The sequence below is a fragment of the Desulfotignum balticum DSM 7044 genome (assembly GCF_000421285.1).
Lineage (GTDB): Bacteria > Desulfobacterota > Desulfobacteria > Desulfobacterales > Desulfobacteraceae > Desulfotignum > Desulfotignum balticum.
The window spans coordinates 2,346,303-2,361,762 of sequence record NZ_ATWO01000001.1 but is presented as its reverse complement, the minus strand read 5'-3'; the positions used below and the strand labels follow the sequence as shown (position 1 = coordinate 2,361,762).

General features: G+C 50.2%; 17 protein-coding genes and 1 other RNA gene. All 18 read left to right on the top strand.

What is annotated here, in order from left to right:
* The first annotated feature begins 71 nt into the window (after positions 1-71).
* Positions 72-932 carry a S66 peptidase family protein gene (locus K365_RS0111840; protein ID WP_245569275.1) on the top strand — a complete coding sequence of 287 codons (861 nt, stop codon included), beginning with the start codon at positions 72-74 and terminating at the stop codon, positions 930-932.
* Positions 905-2,005 (top strand): serine hydrolase domain-containing protein, encoded by a 1,101-nt coding sequence (locus tag K365_RS0111835; RefSeq protein ID WP_006965046.1) that lies wholly within the window; start codon positions 905-907, stop codon positions 2,003-2,005. The genes K365_RS0111840 and K365_RS0111835 overlap by 28 nt, the downstream gene beginning before the upstream one ends.
* A 145-nt stretch (positions 2,006-2,150) precedes the next feature.
* The gene (locus K365_RS0111830; RefSeq protein WP_006965047.1) at positions 2,151-3,197 is read left to right on the top strand and encodes a rod shape-determining protein; all 1,047 of its coding nucleotides are present in this window, start codon (positions 2,151-2,153) and stop codon (positions 3,195-3,197) included.
* A gap of 67 nt (positions 3,198-3,264) precedes the next feature.
* Positions 3,265-4,008: a rod shape-determining protein MreC gene (gene mreC / locus K365_RS0111825; protein WP_236609920.1), complete on the top strand. Its 744-nt coding sequence runs from the start codon at positions 3,265-3,267 to the stop codon at positions 4,006-4,008.
* Positions 4,005-4,532 carry a rod shape-determining protein MreD gene (locus K365_RS0111820; RefSeq protein ID WP_006965049.1) on the top strand — a complete coding sequence of 176 codons (528 nt, stop codon included), beginning with the start codon at positions 4,005-4,007 and terminating at the stop codon, positions 4,530-4,532. The genes mreC and K365_RS0111820 overlap by 4 nt, the downstream gene beginning before the upstream one ends.
* Positions 4,533-4,536: 4 nt before the next feature.
* Entirely contained in the window at positions 4,537-6,393 is a 1,857-nt protein-coding gene (mrdA, locus tag K365_RS0111815) for a penicillin-binding protein 2 (RefSeq protein ID WP_024334721.1), read from the top strand.
* An 8-nt stretch (positions 6,394-6,401) separates the two neighbouring features.
* Entirely contained in the window at positions 6,402-7,511 is a 1,110-nt protein-coding gene (gene rodA, locus K365_RS0111810) for a rod shape-determining protein RodA (protein ID WP_024334720.1), read from the top strand.
* Positions 7,512-7,726: 215 nt separating this feature from the next.
* Positions 7,727-8,158, top strand: coding sequence for a F0F1 ATP synthase subunit B (locus K365_RS0111805; protein WP_024334719.1), 432 nt, complete (start codon positions 7,727-7,729; stop codon positions 8,156-8,158).
* Positions 8,155-8,748: a F0F1 ATP synthase subunit B gene (gene atpF, locus K365_RS0111800; protein ID WP_084489813.1), complete on the top strand. Its 594-nt coding sequence runs from the start codon at positions 8,155-8,157 to the stop codon at positions 8,746-8,748. Before K365_RS0111805 ends, atpF begins: the two co-directional genes overlap by 4 nt.
* Positions 8,748-9,299 carry an ATP synthase F1 subunit delta gene (gene atpH, locus K365_RS0111795; RefSeq protein WP_006965054.1) on the top strand — a complete coding sequence of 184 codons (552 nt, stop codon included), beginning with the start codon at positions 8,748-8,750 and terminating at the stop codon, positions 9,297-9,299. The genes atpF and atpH overlap by 1 nt, the downstream gene beginning before the upstream one ends.
* A complete protein-coding gene (gene atpA / locus K365_RS0111790; protein WP_024334717.1) occupies positions 9,299-10,813 on the top strand; it encodes a F0F1 ATP synthase subunit alpha in 1,515 nt (504 codons plus the stop codon). The genes atpH and atpA overlap by 1 nt, the downstream gene beginning before the upstream one ends.
* A gap of 72 nt (positions 10,814-10,885) precedes the next feature.
* On the top strand, positions 10,886-11,779 hold the full coding sequence (gene atpG, locus K365_RS0111785; protein ID WP_024334716.1) for an ATP synthase F1 subunit gamma: 894 nt from the start codon (positions 10,886-10,888) through the stop codon (positions 11,777-11,779).
* 47 nt (positions 11,780-11,826) lie between these two features.
* Positions 11,827-13,233 (top strand): F0F1 ATP synthase subunit beta, encoded by a 1,407-nt coding sequence (gene atpD, locus K365_RS0111780; RefSeq protein ID WP_024334715.1) that lies wholly within the window; start codon positions 11,827-11,829, stop codon positions 13,231-13,233.
* Positions 13,234-13,249: 16 nt separating this feature from the next.
* Positions 13,250-13,660, top strand: a complete 411-nt coding sequence (locus tag K365_RS0111775) for a F0F1 ATP synthase subunit epsilon (RefSeq protein WP_024334714.1) — start codon at positions 13,250-13,252, stop codon at positions 13,658-13,660.
* Between the two features lie 99 nt (positions 13,661-13,759).
* The gene (locus tag K365_RS0111770; protein WP_024334713.1) at positions 13,760-14,515 is read left to right on the top strand and encodes a sugar phosphate nucleotidyltransferase; all 756 of its coding nucleotides are present in this window, start codon (positions 13,760-13,762) and stop codon (positions 14,513-14,515) included.
* A gap of 58 nt (positions 14,516-14,573) precedes the next feature.
* On the top strand, positions 14,574-14,816 hold the full coding sequence (locus tag K365_RS0111765; protein WP_024334712.1) for a cell division protein ZapB: 243 nt from the start codon (positions 14,574-14,576) through the stop codon (positions 14,814-14,816).
* Between the two features lie 48 nt (positions 14,817-14,864).
* Positions 14,865-15,155, top strand: a complete 291-nt coding sequence (locus K365_RS0111760; protein WP_006965061.1) for a cell division protein ZapA — start codon at positions 14,865-14,867, stop codon at positions 15,153-15,155.
* 29 nt (positions 15,156-15,184) lie between these two features.
* Positions 15,185-15,371: non-coding RNA, 6S RNA (gene ssrS, locus K365_RS27290), on the top strand.
* Positions 15,372-15,460 lie beyond the last annotated feature (89 nt).

Below are 15,460 nucleotides of genomic sequence, written 5' to 3'. Positions count from 1 at the left end.
ATTTTTCTGGATTTTGTCAAAATATCGGCATGAAAATCAATTGTTTTCCATGTCTTGAAAAAGGGGATCTGGTGGGTTTGGCTGCGCCCAGCGCCTGGTTTGATGAAATTCGGCTGCAACAGGGAATCATCTGCCTGGAAAAGTTTGGATTTCAGGTGCAGGTGCCGGATCAAATTTTTGGACAAAAACGGTATCTGGCAGGGGATGATTTGTGCCGGGCCACCGTGATCAATGCACTTGCCGCCGACCCGGACATCAAGGGGATTATCTGTGCCAGGGGCGGTTTCGGAGCCATGCGCATGCTCTCTTATGTGGACTGGCCCCTGATTCAAGCCCAACCCAAGCTGTTTATCGGGTTTTCAGATGCCACGGCACTGCTGACCGCCGTGATGCAGCGGGCAAACATCGGCGTGGTCCATGGCCCCAATCTGGTGTCTCTGGCAGATGCGGACTTTCAAACACGCACCTCGTTTTTGGATACCGTGACCGGCCAAGGGACCGCATTGAAGATACCCCAGGGGTTGTGTGTGGCATCCGGCCGGGCCACGGGAATTCTGATGGGCGGCAATCTGGCCACATTGACCCATCTGGTGGGAACAAAGTTTGCGCCTGATTTTTCCCGGGCCGTGTTGTTTTTGGAGGATGTGGGGGAACCGGCCTACAAAATCGACCGCATGCTGACCCAGATGAAAATGGCCGGGTTGTTTTCTTGCGTCTGGGCCGTGGTGACCGGCACGTTTGAACGGTGTGATCATCCGGAATACCTGCCTGAGATTTTTTCCGATATTTTTGGTGAATACCAGGTGCCTGTTTTGATGGGACTTGCCGCAGGGCATGGGAGGGTGAACCTGTCTTTGCCCATGGGATGCCGGGTGGATCTGGATGCCGACGCGAAAACACTGACATGGCCGGCGAAAAAGTGGGGATCATGACATCGGATCCTGTGTCAAACATGATGGACCGGGGAATCAGAGAAAACGTGTTTCCCGGTGCCGTGCTGTTGTGTGCAAAATATGATAAAATTCTGTATCATCGGGCGTTCGGCGTGATGGATCTGCAAACAAACCACCCCATGAAAACAGATGCCGTGTTTGATCTGGCCTCACTGACCAAACCGCTGGCCACGGCTGTCGCCATGATGGTGCTGGTGCAAACCCGTCAACTGACGCTGGATGTCCGCCTGAAAGACCTTTTGCCGGCCACGATCCAAACGCCCAAAGCAGGAATCACCCTGGACATGCTGCTGAGACATACCTCCGGGCTGCCGGCCCACAGAAACTTTTTTGAACAGGCCACCGGTCAGCCGGACCCTCTTGCGGTGATGGATCATCTGGTTCTCACAGAACCGTTGATGGCATTGCCCGGGGCAAAACAGGTGTACAGCGATCTGGGCTATATGCTGCTTTCCAAAGTGATCCGGGTCGTTACACAGACCCGGTTGGACCGGTTTGTCCAAAATCACGTCTATCAGCCCCTGGGCATTGAAGATCTGTTTTTTATCGATATGGCCGCCCCTTCCATGCCTGTGGATCAAGCCCGGCTGGTGTCCACCCAGAATTGCCCCTGGCGGGGGCGGGTGCTCACCGGAGAGGTGGACGATGAAAACGCCTGGGTGTCCGGGGGTATTCAGGGGCATGCCGGCCTGTTCGGGTCTGCGGACGGGGTGCATCGTCTGTGTCTGGAGATGCTTCAGGCCATCAAATACCAGTCTCCTCAGGTCCTGGATCCCGGGACGGCGGCTCGATTCATCCAAAAATATCCCGGTCATACCCACGTGGCGGGATTTGATACCCCGTCCCAGACCGGATCATCCACGGGGCGGTATTTTTCTGCATTGACTGTGGGACATCTGGGGTTCACGGGGACGTCTTTCTGGATCGATCCGGATACCGGCGCCATTGTTGTTTTATTGACCAACCGGGTGCATCCGTCCCGTTTTAACCTGAAAATCAAAAAATTCAGGCCGGCGATCCATGACTGTATTGCCCGGTGTATTTTAAGGTGAATCCGGAAAGAATAATATAATAGGATAGGATGTCAGACTTTATTCTTGTAAAAAACGGTTAATTTTGTTAGCAACTACCATTCAGGTAAAAAGATCAATCCCTGGATCGGGTGAAAACATATTTTAACAAGACTAACGAGGGAAAATGAACTTTATTACGGATTCTTTGCTTGGCGCCTTTTCAAATGACCTGGCCATTGATCTGGGAACGGCCAATACCCTGGTGTATGTCAAAGGGAAAGGCATTGTATTGAGTGAACCCTCTGTGGTGGCGGTGAGAATCGACGCCCGGGCAAAAAACAGGGTTCTGGCGGTGGGTATGGAGGCCAAACGGATGCTGGGCCGGACTCCCGGCAATATCGTGGCCATAAGGCCCATGCGGGACGGGGTGATTGCCGACTTTGAAGTGACCGAAGCCATGCTCAAGCATTTTATCCGAAAAGTGCACAACAATCGGAAAACCATGGTCCGGCCCCGGATTATCATTGCCGTGCCCTCGGGAATCACCCAGGTGGAAAAGCGGGCGGTCCGGGAATCGGCGGAATCCGCCGGTGCCAGAGAAGTGTTTCTGATTGAAGAACCCATGGCTGCAGCCATCGGCGCAGGTCTTCCCATTACAGAACCGACCTGTAACATGGTGGTGGATATTGGCGGCGGCACCACGGAAGTGGCGGTCATCTCTCTGGCTGGCATCGTTTATACCCAGTCTTTGCGGGTGGCCGGCGATAAAATGGACAGCTCTATCAGCCAGCATATCAAGCGTAAATATAATCTGCTCATCGGCGAACGCACGGCGGAAATCATTAAAAACACCATCGGCAATGCATATCCGGATCCGGACAATCTGGAGACCATTGAAGTCAAAGGTCGGGACCTGGTATCCGGGATTCCCAAAATTCTGGCCATTGATTCCGAAGAGGTCAGAATGGCCATTTCCGAACAGATTGATGCCATTGTGGAGACGGTGCGTGTCGCTCTGGAACAGACCCCGCCGGAACTGGCAGCGGATATCGTGGACTCGGGAATTGTGCTCACCGGCGGCGGGGCATTGCTGAAAAACCTGGATAAACTGCTTCAGGAAAAAAGCGGCCTGCCCATCGTGGTGGCGGATGATCCATTGTCAACAGTGGCGTTAGGGTGTGGAAAAGCACTGGACAGTATTGATATCTTAACCGAAGTGGTGATCGACTGAGTACATGTTTTCCCGTCGAATGTTAATCGCTGTCGGGATTGGATTGTTTGTCGCAATCAATTTGATAGTGATCAGTCTGACCAGCCGGCAGAATTTTGACGTGCAGGGCCCGGAAAACGTGTTGATCACATTGACGGCCCCCTTTCAACTGGCCGTGCAGCGCTCGGTTTATTTTGTGTCGACTGTCTGGAAAAATTATTTTGCCTGTGTGTCGGCAGCCCGGGAAAACACGGTTTTAAAGCAACAATTGACCCTGGCAGAACAGATTGAAAACCAGAATCGGGAACTGACCGTGGAGAACGCCCGATTAAAGAAATTTTTGGCATTCTCATCGACTGCATCCGGAACCTATGTGGCGGCCCGGGTGATTGCCCGGGACCCGTCTCCCTGGTTTAAAACCCTGATGATTGATAAAGGGGAACGGCACGGCCTGAAAAAAAATGCGCCCATACTGGTTCCGGAAGGCATTGTGGGACAGATCACCAAAGTATCTCCCAATTTTTCCAGGGTCCTGCTTATCACGGATCGGAATTCCGCCGTGGATGCCCTGGTTCAGACCACACGGGCCAGAGGGATGGTCAAAGGCAATGGTGACAGCAGTTGCAGTTTTGTTTATGCCTTGCGTAAAGAAAAGATTCAGGCCGGTGAGGTCATTGTGTCTTCAGGGCTGGATCAGGTCTTTCCCAAGGGGTTGAAAATCGGCACGGTTCTGGCGGTTAAAAAAGATCATTCCCATTTGTTCCAGGATATCATCATTCAGACCAGTGTGGATTTTGATAAACTGGAAGAGGTGCTGGTATATAAACAATGAAATGGGTTTTTGTGGGGATTATCAGCCTTTTTCTCATTGTTTTCCAGACAGTGCTGCTTCCCGGTTTATCGTCATCATTTTATTGTTTTGACCTGACCATTATCCTGATTGTTTATATCAGCCTTCATTTTTCTCATTATCTGGTTATTGCCGTTATTGCCGGTATGGGCGGAATCATGGACAGTCTGTCAGGGGCGCCGTTTTTCCTTTATACCTTTTCTTATCTCTGGATTTTTTTAATCGTTCGACTGGCCCGGCAGCTGGTGTTCCAGACCAGTGTTCCGTTTATCGTGGTCGTCAGCCTGCTGTCTGTCACCATTCAACAGGGTATTTTTCTTTTTTCGCTGTTTGCCCGACAGGAATATACGGGCACGTGGCCGCTTAATGTGTCTTTGATGCTGCAACAGATCGCATGGGGTGCCGTGATGATTCCGTTGGGGGTTGGATTGATTTCTGCCGGATACCGGCGCTGGCAGGACCTGATTCAGCGTATTGCCAGAATCCGGGAAACAAGAAGAAATTAAACCCATGGTGGATCTGCCTAAAACCAAAGAGCGGGACTGGATGAAACAGCGGGTGATGGCTGCCAGTCTTTGCGTTTTGATCGTGTTCATGCTGTTGTTTTTTCGACTGGTGTATCTTCAGCTGATCAAAGGAGAAGAATATCACCGCTTGTCTGAAACCAATTGCGTGCGGTTAAAAAGCATCAAACCGTCCCGGGGGCTGATTTTCGACCGGCACGGGGAACTGCTGGTGGACAACCGGCCGGCGTTTGATCTGGTGATGGTGCTCGAGGATACGGGATCCGTGCCGGACACCGTTTCTCTTTTGTCTTCTTTGATCGATGAACCCTATGTGGATCTGATGGAACAAATTCAAAAAGCGGGAACGGCTGCTTTTTACAAGCCCATTGTGTTGAAAAAAGATATTTCCAGGGATCAGCTGGCCGTTGTGGAGGCCCATAAATTTGATCTGCCCGGAATTTATGTGGAGATTGAGCCCACCCGACATTATATTTATCCGGAAACAGCGTCTCATCTGCTGGGATATCTGGGGGAGGTGAACAAAAAAGAACTGGAAAGCGGTATGTTACCTCATGTCCGGGCAGGAGATCATATCGGACGATACGGGGTGGAAAAAAGTTTTGAATCCTATCTGCAAGGCCGGCGGGGCGGCCGCCAGGTGGAGGTGGACGTGAACGGGCGGGTGGTCCAGGAGCTGAAAACCGTGGCACCCGTGCCGGGACACAATCTTCACTTAACCCTGGATCTGCCGTTGCAGCAACTGGCGGAAGACCTGCTTGAAGACCGGGATGGGGCCGTCGTGGCCCTGAATCCGGCCAATGGCGATGTACTGGTCATGGCCAGCAATCCGGGGTTTGATCAGAATGACTTTATCGGCGGGATATCCACCCGCAACTGGCAGGCATTGATGAACAATCCGGGCCGTCCCATGATCAACAAAACCATCCAGGCGGAATATCCGCCGGCCTCCACCTATAAGATACTCACCGCCATTGCCGCTCTGGAAGAAAAAAAGATTGATGGTGACGACACCACCTTTTGTCCCGGATTTTATATGTTTCGGGGCCGACGGTATCATTGCTGGCGCAGACACGGGCACGGGCATTTAAACGTGGTGGATGCCCTGGCCCAGTCCTGTGATGTGTTTTTCTATCTGGCCGGTGAAAAAACGGGGGTGGATGCGCTGGCACAGTATGCCAACGGATGCGGATTAGGACGTCCCACTGGCATTGACCTGGATCATGAGCGTCAGGGATTGATTCCGACGTCCGCATGGAAACGGGAACGGTTCAATGAAGCCTGGTTTCCGGGAGAAACCCTTTCCATCAGTATCGGTCAGGGGTTCAACCTGGTTACCCCGCTCCAGATGGCCGTATTCACCGCAGCCATTGCCAATGGAGGCACCTTGTACCGGCCCAGGATCGTCACGGCTGTCAAGGATGTGAACGGCCATCTGGTGAGGGAAATGGACCCGGAGATCACCGGCGGAATTCCGGCAGGCAGACAAACCCTGGATCTGGTCAGAAAAGGATTGACCGAAGTGGTGGAAGGAGATCGGGGGACGGCAAGAAGTATTCGGATCAAGCAGATCGAAATGGCAGGTAAGACCGGAACGGCCCAGGTGTTTTCCCGGAAAACCGGTGAAAAATTCGATAATGAAAATCAGAAAAGAACCCTGAGAGACCATGCCTGGTTTGTGTGTTATGCGCCGGCCGAAAATCCGGTGATTGCGATTGCCGTGATCATTGAACATGGAGAACATGGCTCTTCAGCGGCCGCTCCTGTGGCCGGAACGCTGGTGAAAAAATATCTGGGCCTGCCGGGACCTGAAGAGTCGTTTGATGCAGCACCTGAAGGATAAAAATAATCATGTTTGACCGACGTCTGATAGAACATTTTGACTGGGGATTACTGGTGCTGATTCTGCTTATCGCCGGCACCGGACTGATGGTGCTGTATTCCGCGGTCATGGCCGGATGGCAGGGCACCGGCCTTCATTATCTGTTTAAACGGCAGCTCATCTGGATGGGGGGCGGAGCCGCACTGATGACCGGCATCCTGGTGTTTGATTTCCAGAAGCTGAACAAGCTGAATCTGTTTATATATGCCGCCTGTGTCACGCTTCTGGTGGGGGTCTATTTTTTCGGTCAGTCCGGCGGCGGTTCCCAGCGATGGATTTCTTTTGGCGGGATCAGTGTCCAGCCGTCCGAATTAATGAAAATTGCATTGATTATCAGTCTGGCATCGATTTATGCCACCAAGGTGTCACCGGAAGGTCTTAACTTCAGACAATTACTCAAACCCGCTGTGTTTTGTATGATTCCGGTGGGGTTGATCGTCAATCAGCCGGACCTGGGTACGGGATTGATGCTGCTGCTCATTGCCGGCGCCATCACCTTGTTTGTCAAGGTCGAAAAAAAAGTGATTTTGATTCTGGGGGGCCTGAGCGGATGTGTTCTCCCTGTTGTCTGGTTTTTCGGCCTTAAAGCCTATCAAAAATCACGGATTCTGACGTTTCTGGATCCGGACCGGGATCCGCTGGGTACGGGATATCACATCATTCAGTCCAAAATCGCCATTGGATCCGGCATGATCACCGGGAAAGGGTTTTTGCAGGGAACTCAGAATGCCCTGGCTTTTCTGCCGGAACAGCATACGGATTTTATTTTATCCGTGCTGGCGGAAGAATGGGGACTTGCGGGATGCACGGTATTACTGATTTTGTATTTTCTGTTGATCTGCTGGGGATTGAATATTGCCTATAATTGCCGGAATCTGTTCGGATCCATTCTGGCATTCGGCATCACCAGCATGATTTTCTGGCAGATTTTCATCAATGTCGGCATGGTTATGGGGTTGATGCCCGTGGTGGGAATGCCGTTACCCCTGGTGTCATATGGGGGGTCTTCCGTGATCACCAATATGGTGGGATTCGGGATATTGCTCAATATCAGTATGCGCCGTTTTTACACCAGCTGATTGGGTTGAAAGATCAGCGTTTCATGCAAGAGAATGAAATGGGTTTTACACCTGTCAACAGGGGAAATATTTTCTTATTCCATGTTGACAAATCATTACCCGGATGGTACTGAAGTCACGTTTTAAACGGAATTTGGGCTGTTTTTGCGTAAAAACAGCTGGTAAGATATAAGTAGTTGGTTTTTTTATAATTATTTACTGGCGGAGGGAATTTTATGATAACTGTGATTCCTGATATATCTTTGGTGTATCAGATGATCAATTTCCTGATTCTGCTCTTTGTCCTCAATGTACTGCTGTATAAACCCATTCGCAAGGTGCTGCTGGAAAGAAAAGCAAAGATTCAAGGTCTTGAATCCGGCGTTGAAAAAGCCACTGCGGATCTTGTTTCCCAGGAGGAATCCTACAAGAACGGGTTGCGGCAGGCCAGAAGCGAAGGCTTGAAAGAGAAAGAAGCGTTTGTGGAGGAGGCATCAAAACAGGAACGGGAGATTATCGATCAGATCAATCAGAAGGCTCAGGCCAATCTTGCCCGGATCAAGAAACAGGTGGCGGATGAGACTGAGCAGGCCCGAAAAACTCTGGAAAAAGAGGTGGCGGTGTTTGCCAAAGCCATTGGTGAAAAAATTCTGGGGAGGGCCTTATGATGAAAAAAAACAATTTGAGACGCAAACAGCTCAAAGTGTCAGGGATGAGTCTGCTGATTCTTGGATCTGCTGTTGCCACGTCATGGGCGGCGTCCGGCCCTGGTGAAGTCCACAATTCCTGGTTGGCCATTGATACCTGGAAGACATTGAATTTTGCCGTACTGGCCATCGCCCTGTTTTTTCTGGGAAGAAAACCGGTCAAGGCATTTTTTTCCTCCCGGAAAAAAGAGATTGCAGATGAACTGAAAGACCTTGAGCAGAAAAAAGCCGAGGCCGAAAAACAGCTGGCCGAATATCAGGCCCGTTTCAACAATCTGGATCAGGAATCCAGACGGATCATCCAGGATTACATCCAGCAGGGAGAAGAAGCCAAAAAACGGATTATTGCCCAGGCGGAAGCCCAGGCGGAAAAACTGGAAGACATGGCCAAAAGAACCATTGAACAGGAATTCAAATCGGCCAGGATCAAACTCCAGCAGGAAATTTCCTCTTTGGCTGTAGCGCAGGCACAAGACGTTATTCAGAGCGCCATTTCATCTGAAGATCAGGAAAAACTGGTGGACGATTATTTGAAAAAGGTGGTGGCATAATGAAAAATTTAGCAGTATCCAGGCGTTATGCCAAAGCATTGATTCTGATCGGTCAGGAAAACGGGCAGGCAGACCTGTATAATGAAGAACTGGAGGCTGTTGTGTCTTTGTTTGATACACAGGAAGGTTTTGAAGCGGCCCTGACCAATCCATTGTACAACAAGAACGACCGGAAGAAAGTGTTGGAAGCTGTTCTGGAGGCGGCAAACCTGTCTGTTGTGATGAATTCTTTTCTAAAGTTGCTGTTTGACAAGGGAAGAATCGTTTTTTTAAGAGATATCGCCTCGTATTACAAGAATCTGGCTGATGAACTCAAAGGGATCGTTAAAGCCAGTATTACTTCGGCCACACAATTGTCATCGGACGCTGTGGAAAAAATCCGGGATGCCCTTTCCAAAAGAGTGGGCAAGACGATTGTTTTGAATGTGGAACAGGATCCAAGTCTCATCGGCGGCGTGGTTACCAAAATCGGTGATCTTGTTTTGGATGGCAGCGTGAAAACTCAGCTGATCAATATGAGGGAAACTTTAAAAAAAGGTGAGAGTGTCTAATGGAAATTAAAGCAGAAGAGATAAGCCAGATAATTAAAGATCAGATCAAGGGATTTGACGCAAAGGTTGATCTGAATGAGACCGGTGTGGTTCTGTCTGCCGGTGATGGCATTGCCCGTGTATATGGGTTGGAAAAAGTCAAGGCAATGGAACTGGTGGAGTTTCCCGGTGGCATTTTAGGCCTTGCGCTGAACCTGGAATCCGACAATGTGGGTATTGCCATCTTAGGGGATGACAAGCTCATTAAAGAAGGGGATGTGGTTAAAAGAACCGATCGGATCGCTTCGGTGCCCGTGGGTGAGGCAATGCTGGGCCGGGTGGTCACCACCACAGGGGAACCCATTGACGGCAAGGGTCCCATCAATTCCGACGTCATGATGAACATGGAACTGGTGGCCCCCGGGGTTATCGCCAGAAAATCAGTGCATGAACCCTGTTATACCGGAGCCAAGGCTGTGGACGGCATGACCCCGGTGGGCCGGGGACAAAGGGAGCTGATCATCGGTGACCGCCAGATCGGTAAAACCGCTGTTGCCGTAGATGCCATCATCGCCCAGAAAGACACGGACATGAAATGTATCTATGTGGCCTGCGGCCAGAAAAAATCCACAGTGGCCCAGGTGGTGGCGGCCTTAGAAGAACATGGGGCCATGGAATACACCACCGTGGTCGTGGCATCCGCCTCAGAATCTGCGGCCCTGCAGTATCTGGCGCCGTTTGCCGGATGCGCCATGGGAGAATATTTCAGGGATAAGGGCGAACATGCCCTGATCATTTATGATGATTTGTCCAAACAGGCGGTAGCTTATCGCCAGGTATCCCTGCTGCTTAGACGTCCGCCCGGACGTGAGGCGTTTCCCGGGGATATTTTTTACAACCATTCCCGTTTGCTGGAACGTTCCGCCAAGCTCAGTGATGAAAAAGGGGCTGGTTCTCTGACCGCTTTGCCCATCATCGAGACCCAGGAAGGCGATGTGTCCGCATTTATTCCCACCAATGTGATTTCCATTACCGACGGTCAGATCTTTCTGGATAAAGACCTGTTCTTTGCCGGTGTCCGGCCGGCCATTGACGTGGGTCTTTCCGTATCCCGGGTAGGGGGGGCGGCCCAGGTGAAAGCCATGAAACAGGTGGCAGGGACCCTGCGTCTGGATCTGGCCCAGTACCGTGAGCTGGAAGCGTTTGCCGCATTCGGTTCGGATCTGGATGCTGCCACCCAGAGACAGCTGACCCGTGGGGAAAGACTGGTGGAGCTGCTCAAACAGCCCCAGTTTCAGCCCCTTCCCATGGAAAAAATGGTAACGGCCCTGTATGCCGGTACCAAAGGCTATATTGACAAATATCCCAAAGAAGCGGTTTCCAAATATGAAGAAGGGCTTTATACGTTTGTGGAAAACCGGTTTCCTGAAATCTATCAAGGCTTGAAAGAGAAAAAAGAGATCACCTCTGATATCGAAACCAAACTCAAGCAAGCCTTAGAAGCCTATGACGAAGAGTTCAAGGACACGATTTAGTTCATATGAACGGTTCTTGAAAACACAATCGTTACAATAATTTGAAATTAATAGGCTTGAAAGGTAGATATAATGGCAACACTTAAAGAAGTAAAATCCAAGATCAGCAGCGTCAAGAAAACAAAGCAGATCACTTCTGCCATGAAAATGGTTGCCACTTCAAGACTGCGGGGCTGTCAGACCAATATGGAGCGGTTCATGCCCTATGCCTCCAAATTCGCTGAGGTGCTGGGAAGTATTGCCGGCAAATCGGGTTCAGATGTCAGCCCGTTGCTGGTCCCGGCCCAGGAAGTCAAAAAAGTGGTCGTGATTCTGTGTACGTCTGATAGAGGGTTGTGCGGTGGTTTTAATATCAATTTGATAGATAAAGCCCGGAAATTCATACAATCAGACTTGCAGGACAAGGACGTGTCTTTCTACTGTTTTGGAAAAAAAGGACGGGACTGGGCCCGAAAATCACCCTATGCCATTGCCGCGGAATACCTGGATGTGGTAGGGGGAAAAATCGATTTTTCAATGGCATCCACTCCGGGACAGCAGTTGATAGACAGTTTTCTTGTGGGAGACGTGGACGAAGTTTATATCATTTATTCTGAATTTCAGAGCATGGCCAGGCAGGAACCGTTGATCAAACAGATCCTGCCCATTCCATCCCTGACGGACATTGCGAATGAAAATCCCGCGGATGCGGATGGATCATTTCTGCCGGAACATATCTGTGAGCCGTCGTCCGATGTTCTACTGGGGGAAATGCTGCCCAAGAACGTGTTTATTCAGATTTATGATGCCCTGCTTCAGACCTCCACCAGTGAACATGCCGCACGGATGCGGGCCATGGAAAATGCCACCAAGGCCTGCGAAGACATGGTGCTCGAACTTCAGACCATCTTCAACAAGACGCGTCAGGCTCAGATTACGGGCGAGCTCATGGATATTGTCGGTGGTGCGGAAGCGCTCAAGGGATAACAAAATATACCTCACAGTATATAAACAGCTTTATTTAGGAGAAAAAAATGGCTGAAAATATAGGTAGAATAGCACAGGTCATGGGTGCTGTTGTTGACGTTGAATTCACACCCGGCAACCTTCCGGCGGTTCTCACCGCCCTGACCGTCACCAACCCCACCATCGGGGATGAAGAAGACAATCTGGTCATTGAAGTGGCCCAGCATCTGGGAGACAACATGGTCCGGTGTATCGGTATGGATGTCACCGACGGGCTCCAGCGGGGCATGCCCGTAAAAGATACGGGGTCCCCCATCATGATGCCTGTGGGTGAAGCCTCTTTGGGGCGGGTATTGAATGTTGTGGGAAAACCCGTGGATGGCCTGGGAGATATTTCCAGGGAAAAAATGATGCCGATCCACAGGCATGCCCCCGCATTCATTGAGCAGGATACTTCGGTTCGGGTTCTTGAAACCGGCGTCAAGGTGATCGACCTGCTGGTGCCCTTTCCCCGGGGCGGAAAAATGGGGATGTTCGGTGGTGCCGGTGTGGGCAAAACCGTTATCATGATGGAAATGGTAAACAATATCGCCATGCAGCACGGCGGTATTTCCGTATTCGGCGGTGTGGGTGAGAGGACCCGTGAAGGAAACGACCTGTATCATGAAATGAAGGATTCCGGCGTTCTTCCCAAATGTGCCCTGGTGTACGGCCAGATGACGGAACCCCCGGGAGCCCGTGCCCGGGTGGCCCTGTCCGCTTTGACCTGCGCGGAATATTTCCGTGATGTGGAAGGACAGGATGTGCTCTTGTTCATTGACAACATCTTCCGTTTCACCCAGGCCGGTTCAGAAGTGTCCGCCACCCTGGGCCGCATGCCGTCCGCCGTGGGATATCAGCCCACTTTGGCTGTGGACATGGGGGAACTCCAGGAACGCATCACCTCCACGGACAAAGGGTCCATCACCGCCGTTCAGTGTGTTTATGTGCCCGCGGATGACTTGACCGACCCGGCGCCGGCCACCACATTCGCCCATCTGGACGGTACCGTGGTTCTGTCCCGCCAGATTGCTGAGCTGGGGATTTATCCGGCTGTGGATCCGCTGGACTCCACCTCCAGGATTCTGGATGCCGTCTACATTGGTGATGAGCATTATCATGTGGCCCGGGTGGTTCAGCAGACCCTGCAAAAATACAAGGAACTCCAGGACATCATTGCCATTCTGGGTATGGATGAGTTGTCTGATGAGGACAAGATAACGGTCCAGCGGGCCAGAAAACTGCAAAAGTTTTTGTCCCAGCCTTTTCATGTGGCTGAAACGTTCACCGGCATGCCCGGAGTTTTTGTCAAAGTTGAAGATACCGTAAGATCATTTAAAGAAATTATTGATGGTAAACATGATGATCTTCCGGAAAATGCGTTCTATATGGTAGGCTCCATTGAAGATGCCATTAAAAAGGCGAAATCAGATTAATTCCCGGAGGTAGCTCATGGCTGAAAAACTGATGCTTGAAGTGGTGACACCACAGAAAGCGGTGGTCAGCGAAGCGGTAGATACGGTAGTCGCTCCGGGGTCGGAAGGTGAATTCGGCGCCCTGAAGGGGCACACCACGTTTCTGACATCCCTGAAAATGGGAACGCTGCGATATAAAAATGCCAGTGGAAAAGAACAGCTTTTGTTCATCAATGGTGGGTTTGCGGAAGTTTTACCGGATAAGGTCACCATTCTGGCTGAATCAGCGGAACGTAATCAGGATATCGATGTGGTCAGGGCTCAGGCCGCCAAAGAACGGGCGGAACAGCGTCTGGCCAATCGGGCTGCCGGCATTGATCTGCTGCGGGCAGAACTGGCTTTGCGGCGGGCGATCCACCGGTTGAAAGTGGCATCTGCCGGCAAGTAGCTGATCTGTTTTTTGTTTTTGACCAGATATAGGGTGCACCCATTTGGGCGCACCCTATTTTTTTAAAAAAACGCGGATTCACACCAAAAAAGGATAATCATGGATGCGGTGAGCGTCATTATTCTGGCGGCAGGCAAGGGGACCCGGATGAATTCAGATCTTCCCAAAGTGCTTCACCCGGTGGCGGGAAAACCCATGGTGCTGCACGTCATCGCCTGCGCCAGGCAGGTGACATCCGATCACCATATCCATGTGGTGGTGGGGCACCAGGCCCGGAAAGTGCAGCAAGCCGTGACTGATTGTTATTCGGTTAATTTCAGTCTGCAAAAAACGCTTCTGGGAACGGGGGATGCCGTTAAATGTGCGATTCCGGCCCTGGCCCATGATGTGAAACAAGTTGTGATCCTGTATGGGGATGTGCCTTTGATACAACCGGAGACCGTGGTGGATCTGGTGTCAGTCCATCGAACATCCCGGGCAAAAGTGACGATTCTAGCTGCGGATATAGACAAGCCTTTCGGGTATGGGCGTATTATCTGCGACCCGCTGAATCGTGTTATTGCCATTCGGGAGGAAGCGGATGCCAGTGATGAGGAAAAAAAAATCCGCCGGATCAATACGGGTATTTATTGTTTTGACCGGCAGTTTTTAGCAATGGCGCTGGATCAGTTGAAACCGGACAACCTTCAGGCAGAATATTATTTGACGGACGTGGTGGGGATCGCTTCCCAAAAAAATGAGAATGTGGCGGTAAAAGTGTTAAAAGACATCAGTCAGGTTCTGGGTGTAAATACACCGGATGATCTTGAAAAAACAAGAAATCTGCATGGTCGCATGCAAAATGAATTGCCTTGACTTTGACAAAAGATTTGATCTATACTGACGTTAAATTAATTATCGTAGGATTATAAAATTGGGGAATGATCAGATACATAGCACGTTTGATGAAATCGACAAAAAAGTCGATAAATTGCTGGAACGCTGTCGGTCTTTACAAATGGAAAATCAGGACCTGGCTTTACGGATAAAACATCTGGAATCAGACCTGGAAGAAAAAATTCAGACTGAAGCACAGACATCTGAGCAGGAGGCAGTGATTCAATCGAAAATAGACGGGCTTCTGACGAAACTGGATAGTTTTATCCAGTCAGAATGATTCTGAACAGATTAGGGCTGATGATAAGGTGCCCGTAGAGGGATTTCATTGGATGAAATTATCAAAATTGATCTTTTTGGAGAAGAGTTCAGATTTAAACCGGATGATCAGGTTAAAGATCCGAGCCAGGTTGTCCAATATTTAACTGATTACATCCAGGAGGCAGAAGGCATGGTTCCGAATAAAAATTCAGGAAGAAATAAAATAGCTATTTTGCTTCTTGCCGCCATGAACCTGTCCAAGGATTTTCATGAGTTGAAAATGCAGCACGCTGAACTTGAGAAAGACATGGAGAATAAAATTTCATCATTGATGAAAAAAATCGATAAAGGGTTGTAATGATAAGCAGTTGGATGATAACCAATTAAAACCCCCTGCAATGTGCGTGATTGTACGATAGACTTTGTCCTAACGCATATAGAAAGGGAACTCACACTGATACCGGTGCGCAGGTTCCTCGTCAGTAAGGAAAAGCCTGAAGGTATTAACTGGGTGCCCACTTTTGAACCAATGGTTCAAAGCCTTTAAAGCAACACGGCATTTTGCGGGGGCAACTGTTTTTTATCAGCAACATTTTCTGATCCCGCCTCATTTGAAATTCCATTCCATTTTATAATCTGCAGTACGGTTATTAAACACGCAGC

Excerpts from the sequence above, each read along its gene's own strand:
- rodA (WP_024334720.1), top strand. The coding sequence starts at position 6,402 with ATGTTTGACCGACGTCTGATAGAACATTTTGACTGGGGATTACTGGTG.
- atpF (WP_084489813.1), top strand. The coding sequence starts at position 8,155 with ATGATGAAAAAAAACAATTTGAGACGCAAACAGCTCAAAGTGTCAGGG.
- K365_RS0111830 (WP_006965047.1), top strand. The coding sequence starts at position 2,151 with ATGAACTTTATTACGGATTCTTTGCTTGGCGCCTTTTCAAATGACCTG.
- K365_RS0111775 (WP_024334714.1), top strand. The coding sequence starts at position 13,250 with ATGGCTGAAAAACTGATGCTTGAAGTGGTGACACCACAGAAAGCGGTG.
- K365_RS0111805 (WP_024334719.1), top strand. The coding sequence starts at position 7,727 with ATGATAACTGTGATTCCTGATATATCTTTGGTGTATCAGATGATCAAT.
- atpD (WP_024334715.1), top strand. The coding sequence starts at position 11,827 with ATGGCTGAAAATATAGGTAGAATAGCACAGGTCATGGGTGCTGTTGTT.
- mrdA (WP_024334721.1), top strand. The coding sequence starts at position 4,537 with ATGGTGGATCTGCCTAAAACCAAAGAGCGGGACTGGATGAAACAGCGG.
- atpG (WP_024334716.1), top strand. The coding sequence starts at position 10,886 with ATGGCAACACTTAAAGAAGTAAAATCCAAGATCAGCAGCGTCAAGAAA.
- atpH (WP_006965054.1), top strand. The coding sequence starts at position 8,748 with ATGAAAAATTTAGCAGTATCCAGGCGTTATGCCAAAGCATTGATTCTG.
- K365_RS0111835 (WP_006965046.1), top strand. The coding sequence starts at position 905 with ATGGCCGGCGAAAAAGTGGGGATCATGACATCGGATCCTGTGTCAAAC.
- K365_RS0111820 (WP_006965049.1), top strand. The coding sequence starts at position 4,005 with ATGAAATGGGTTTTTGTGGGGATTATCAGCCTTTTTCTCATTGTTTTC.
- K365_RS0111770 (WP_024334713.1), top strand. The coding sequence starts at position 13,760 with ATGGATGCGGTGAGCGTCATTATTCTGGCGGCAGGCAAGGGGACCCGG.
- atpA (WP_024334717.1), top strand. The coding sequence starts at position 9,299 with ATGGAAATTAAAGCAGAAGAGATAAGCCAGATAATTAAAGATCAGATC.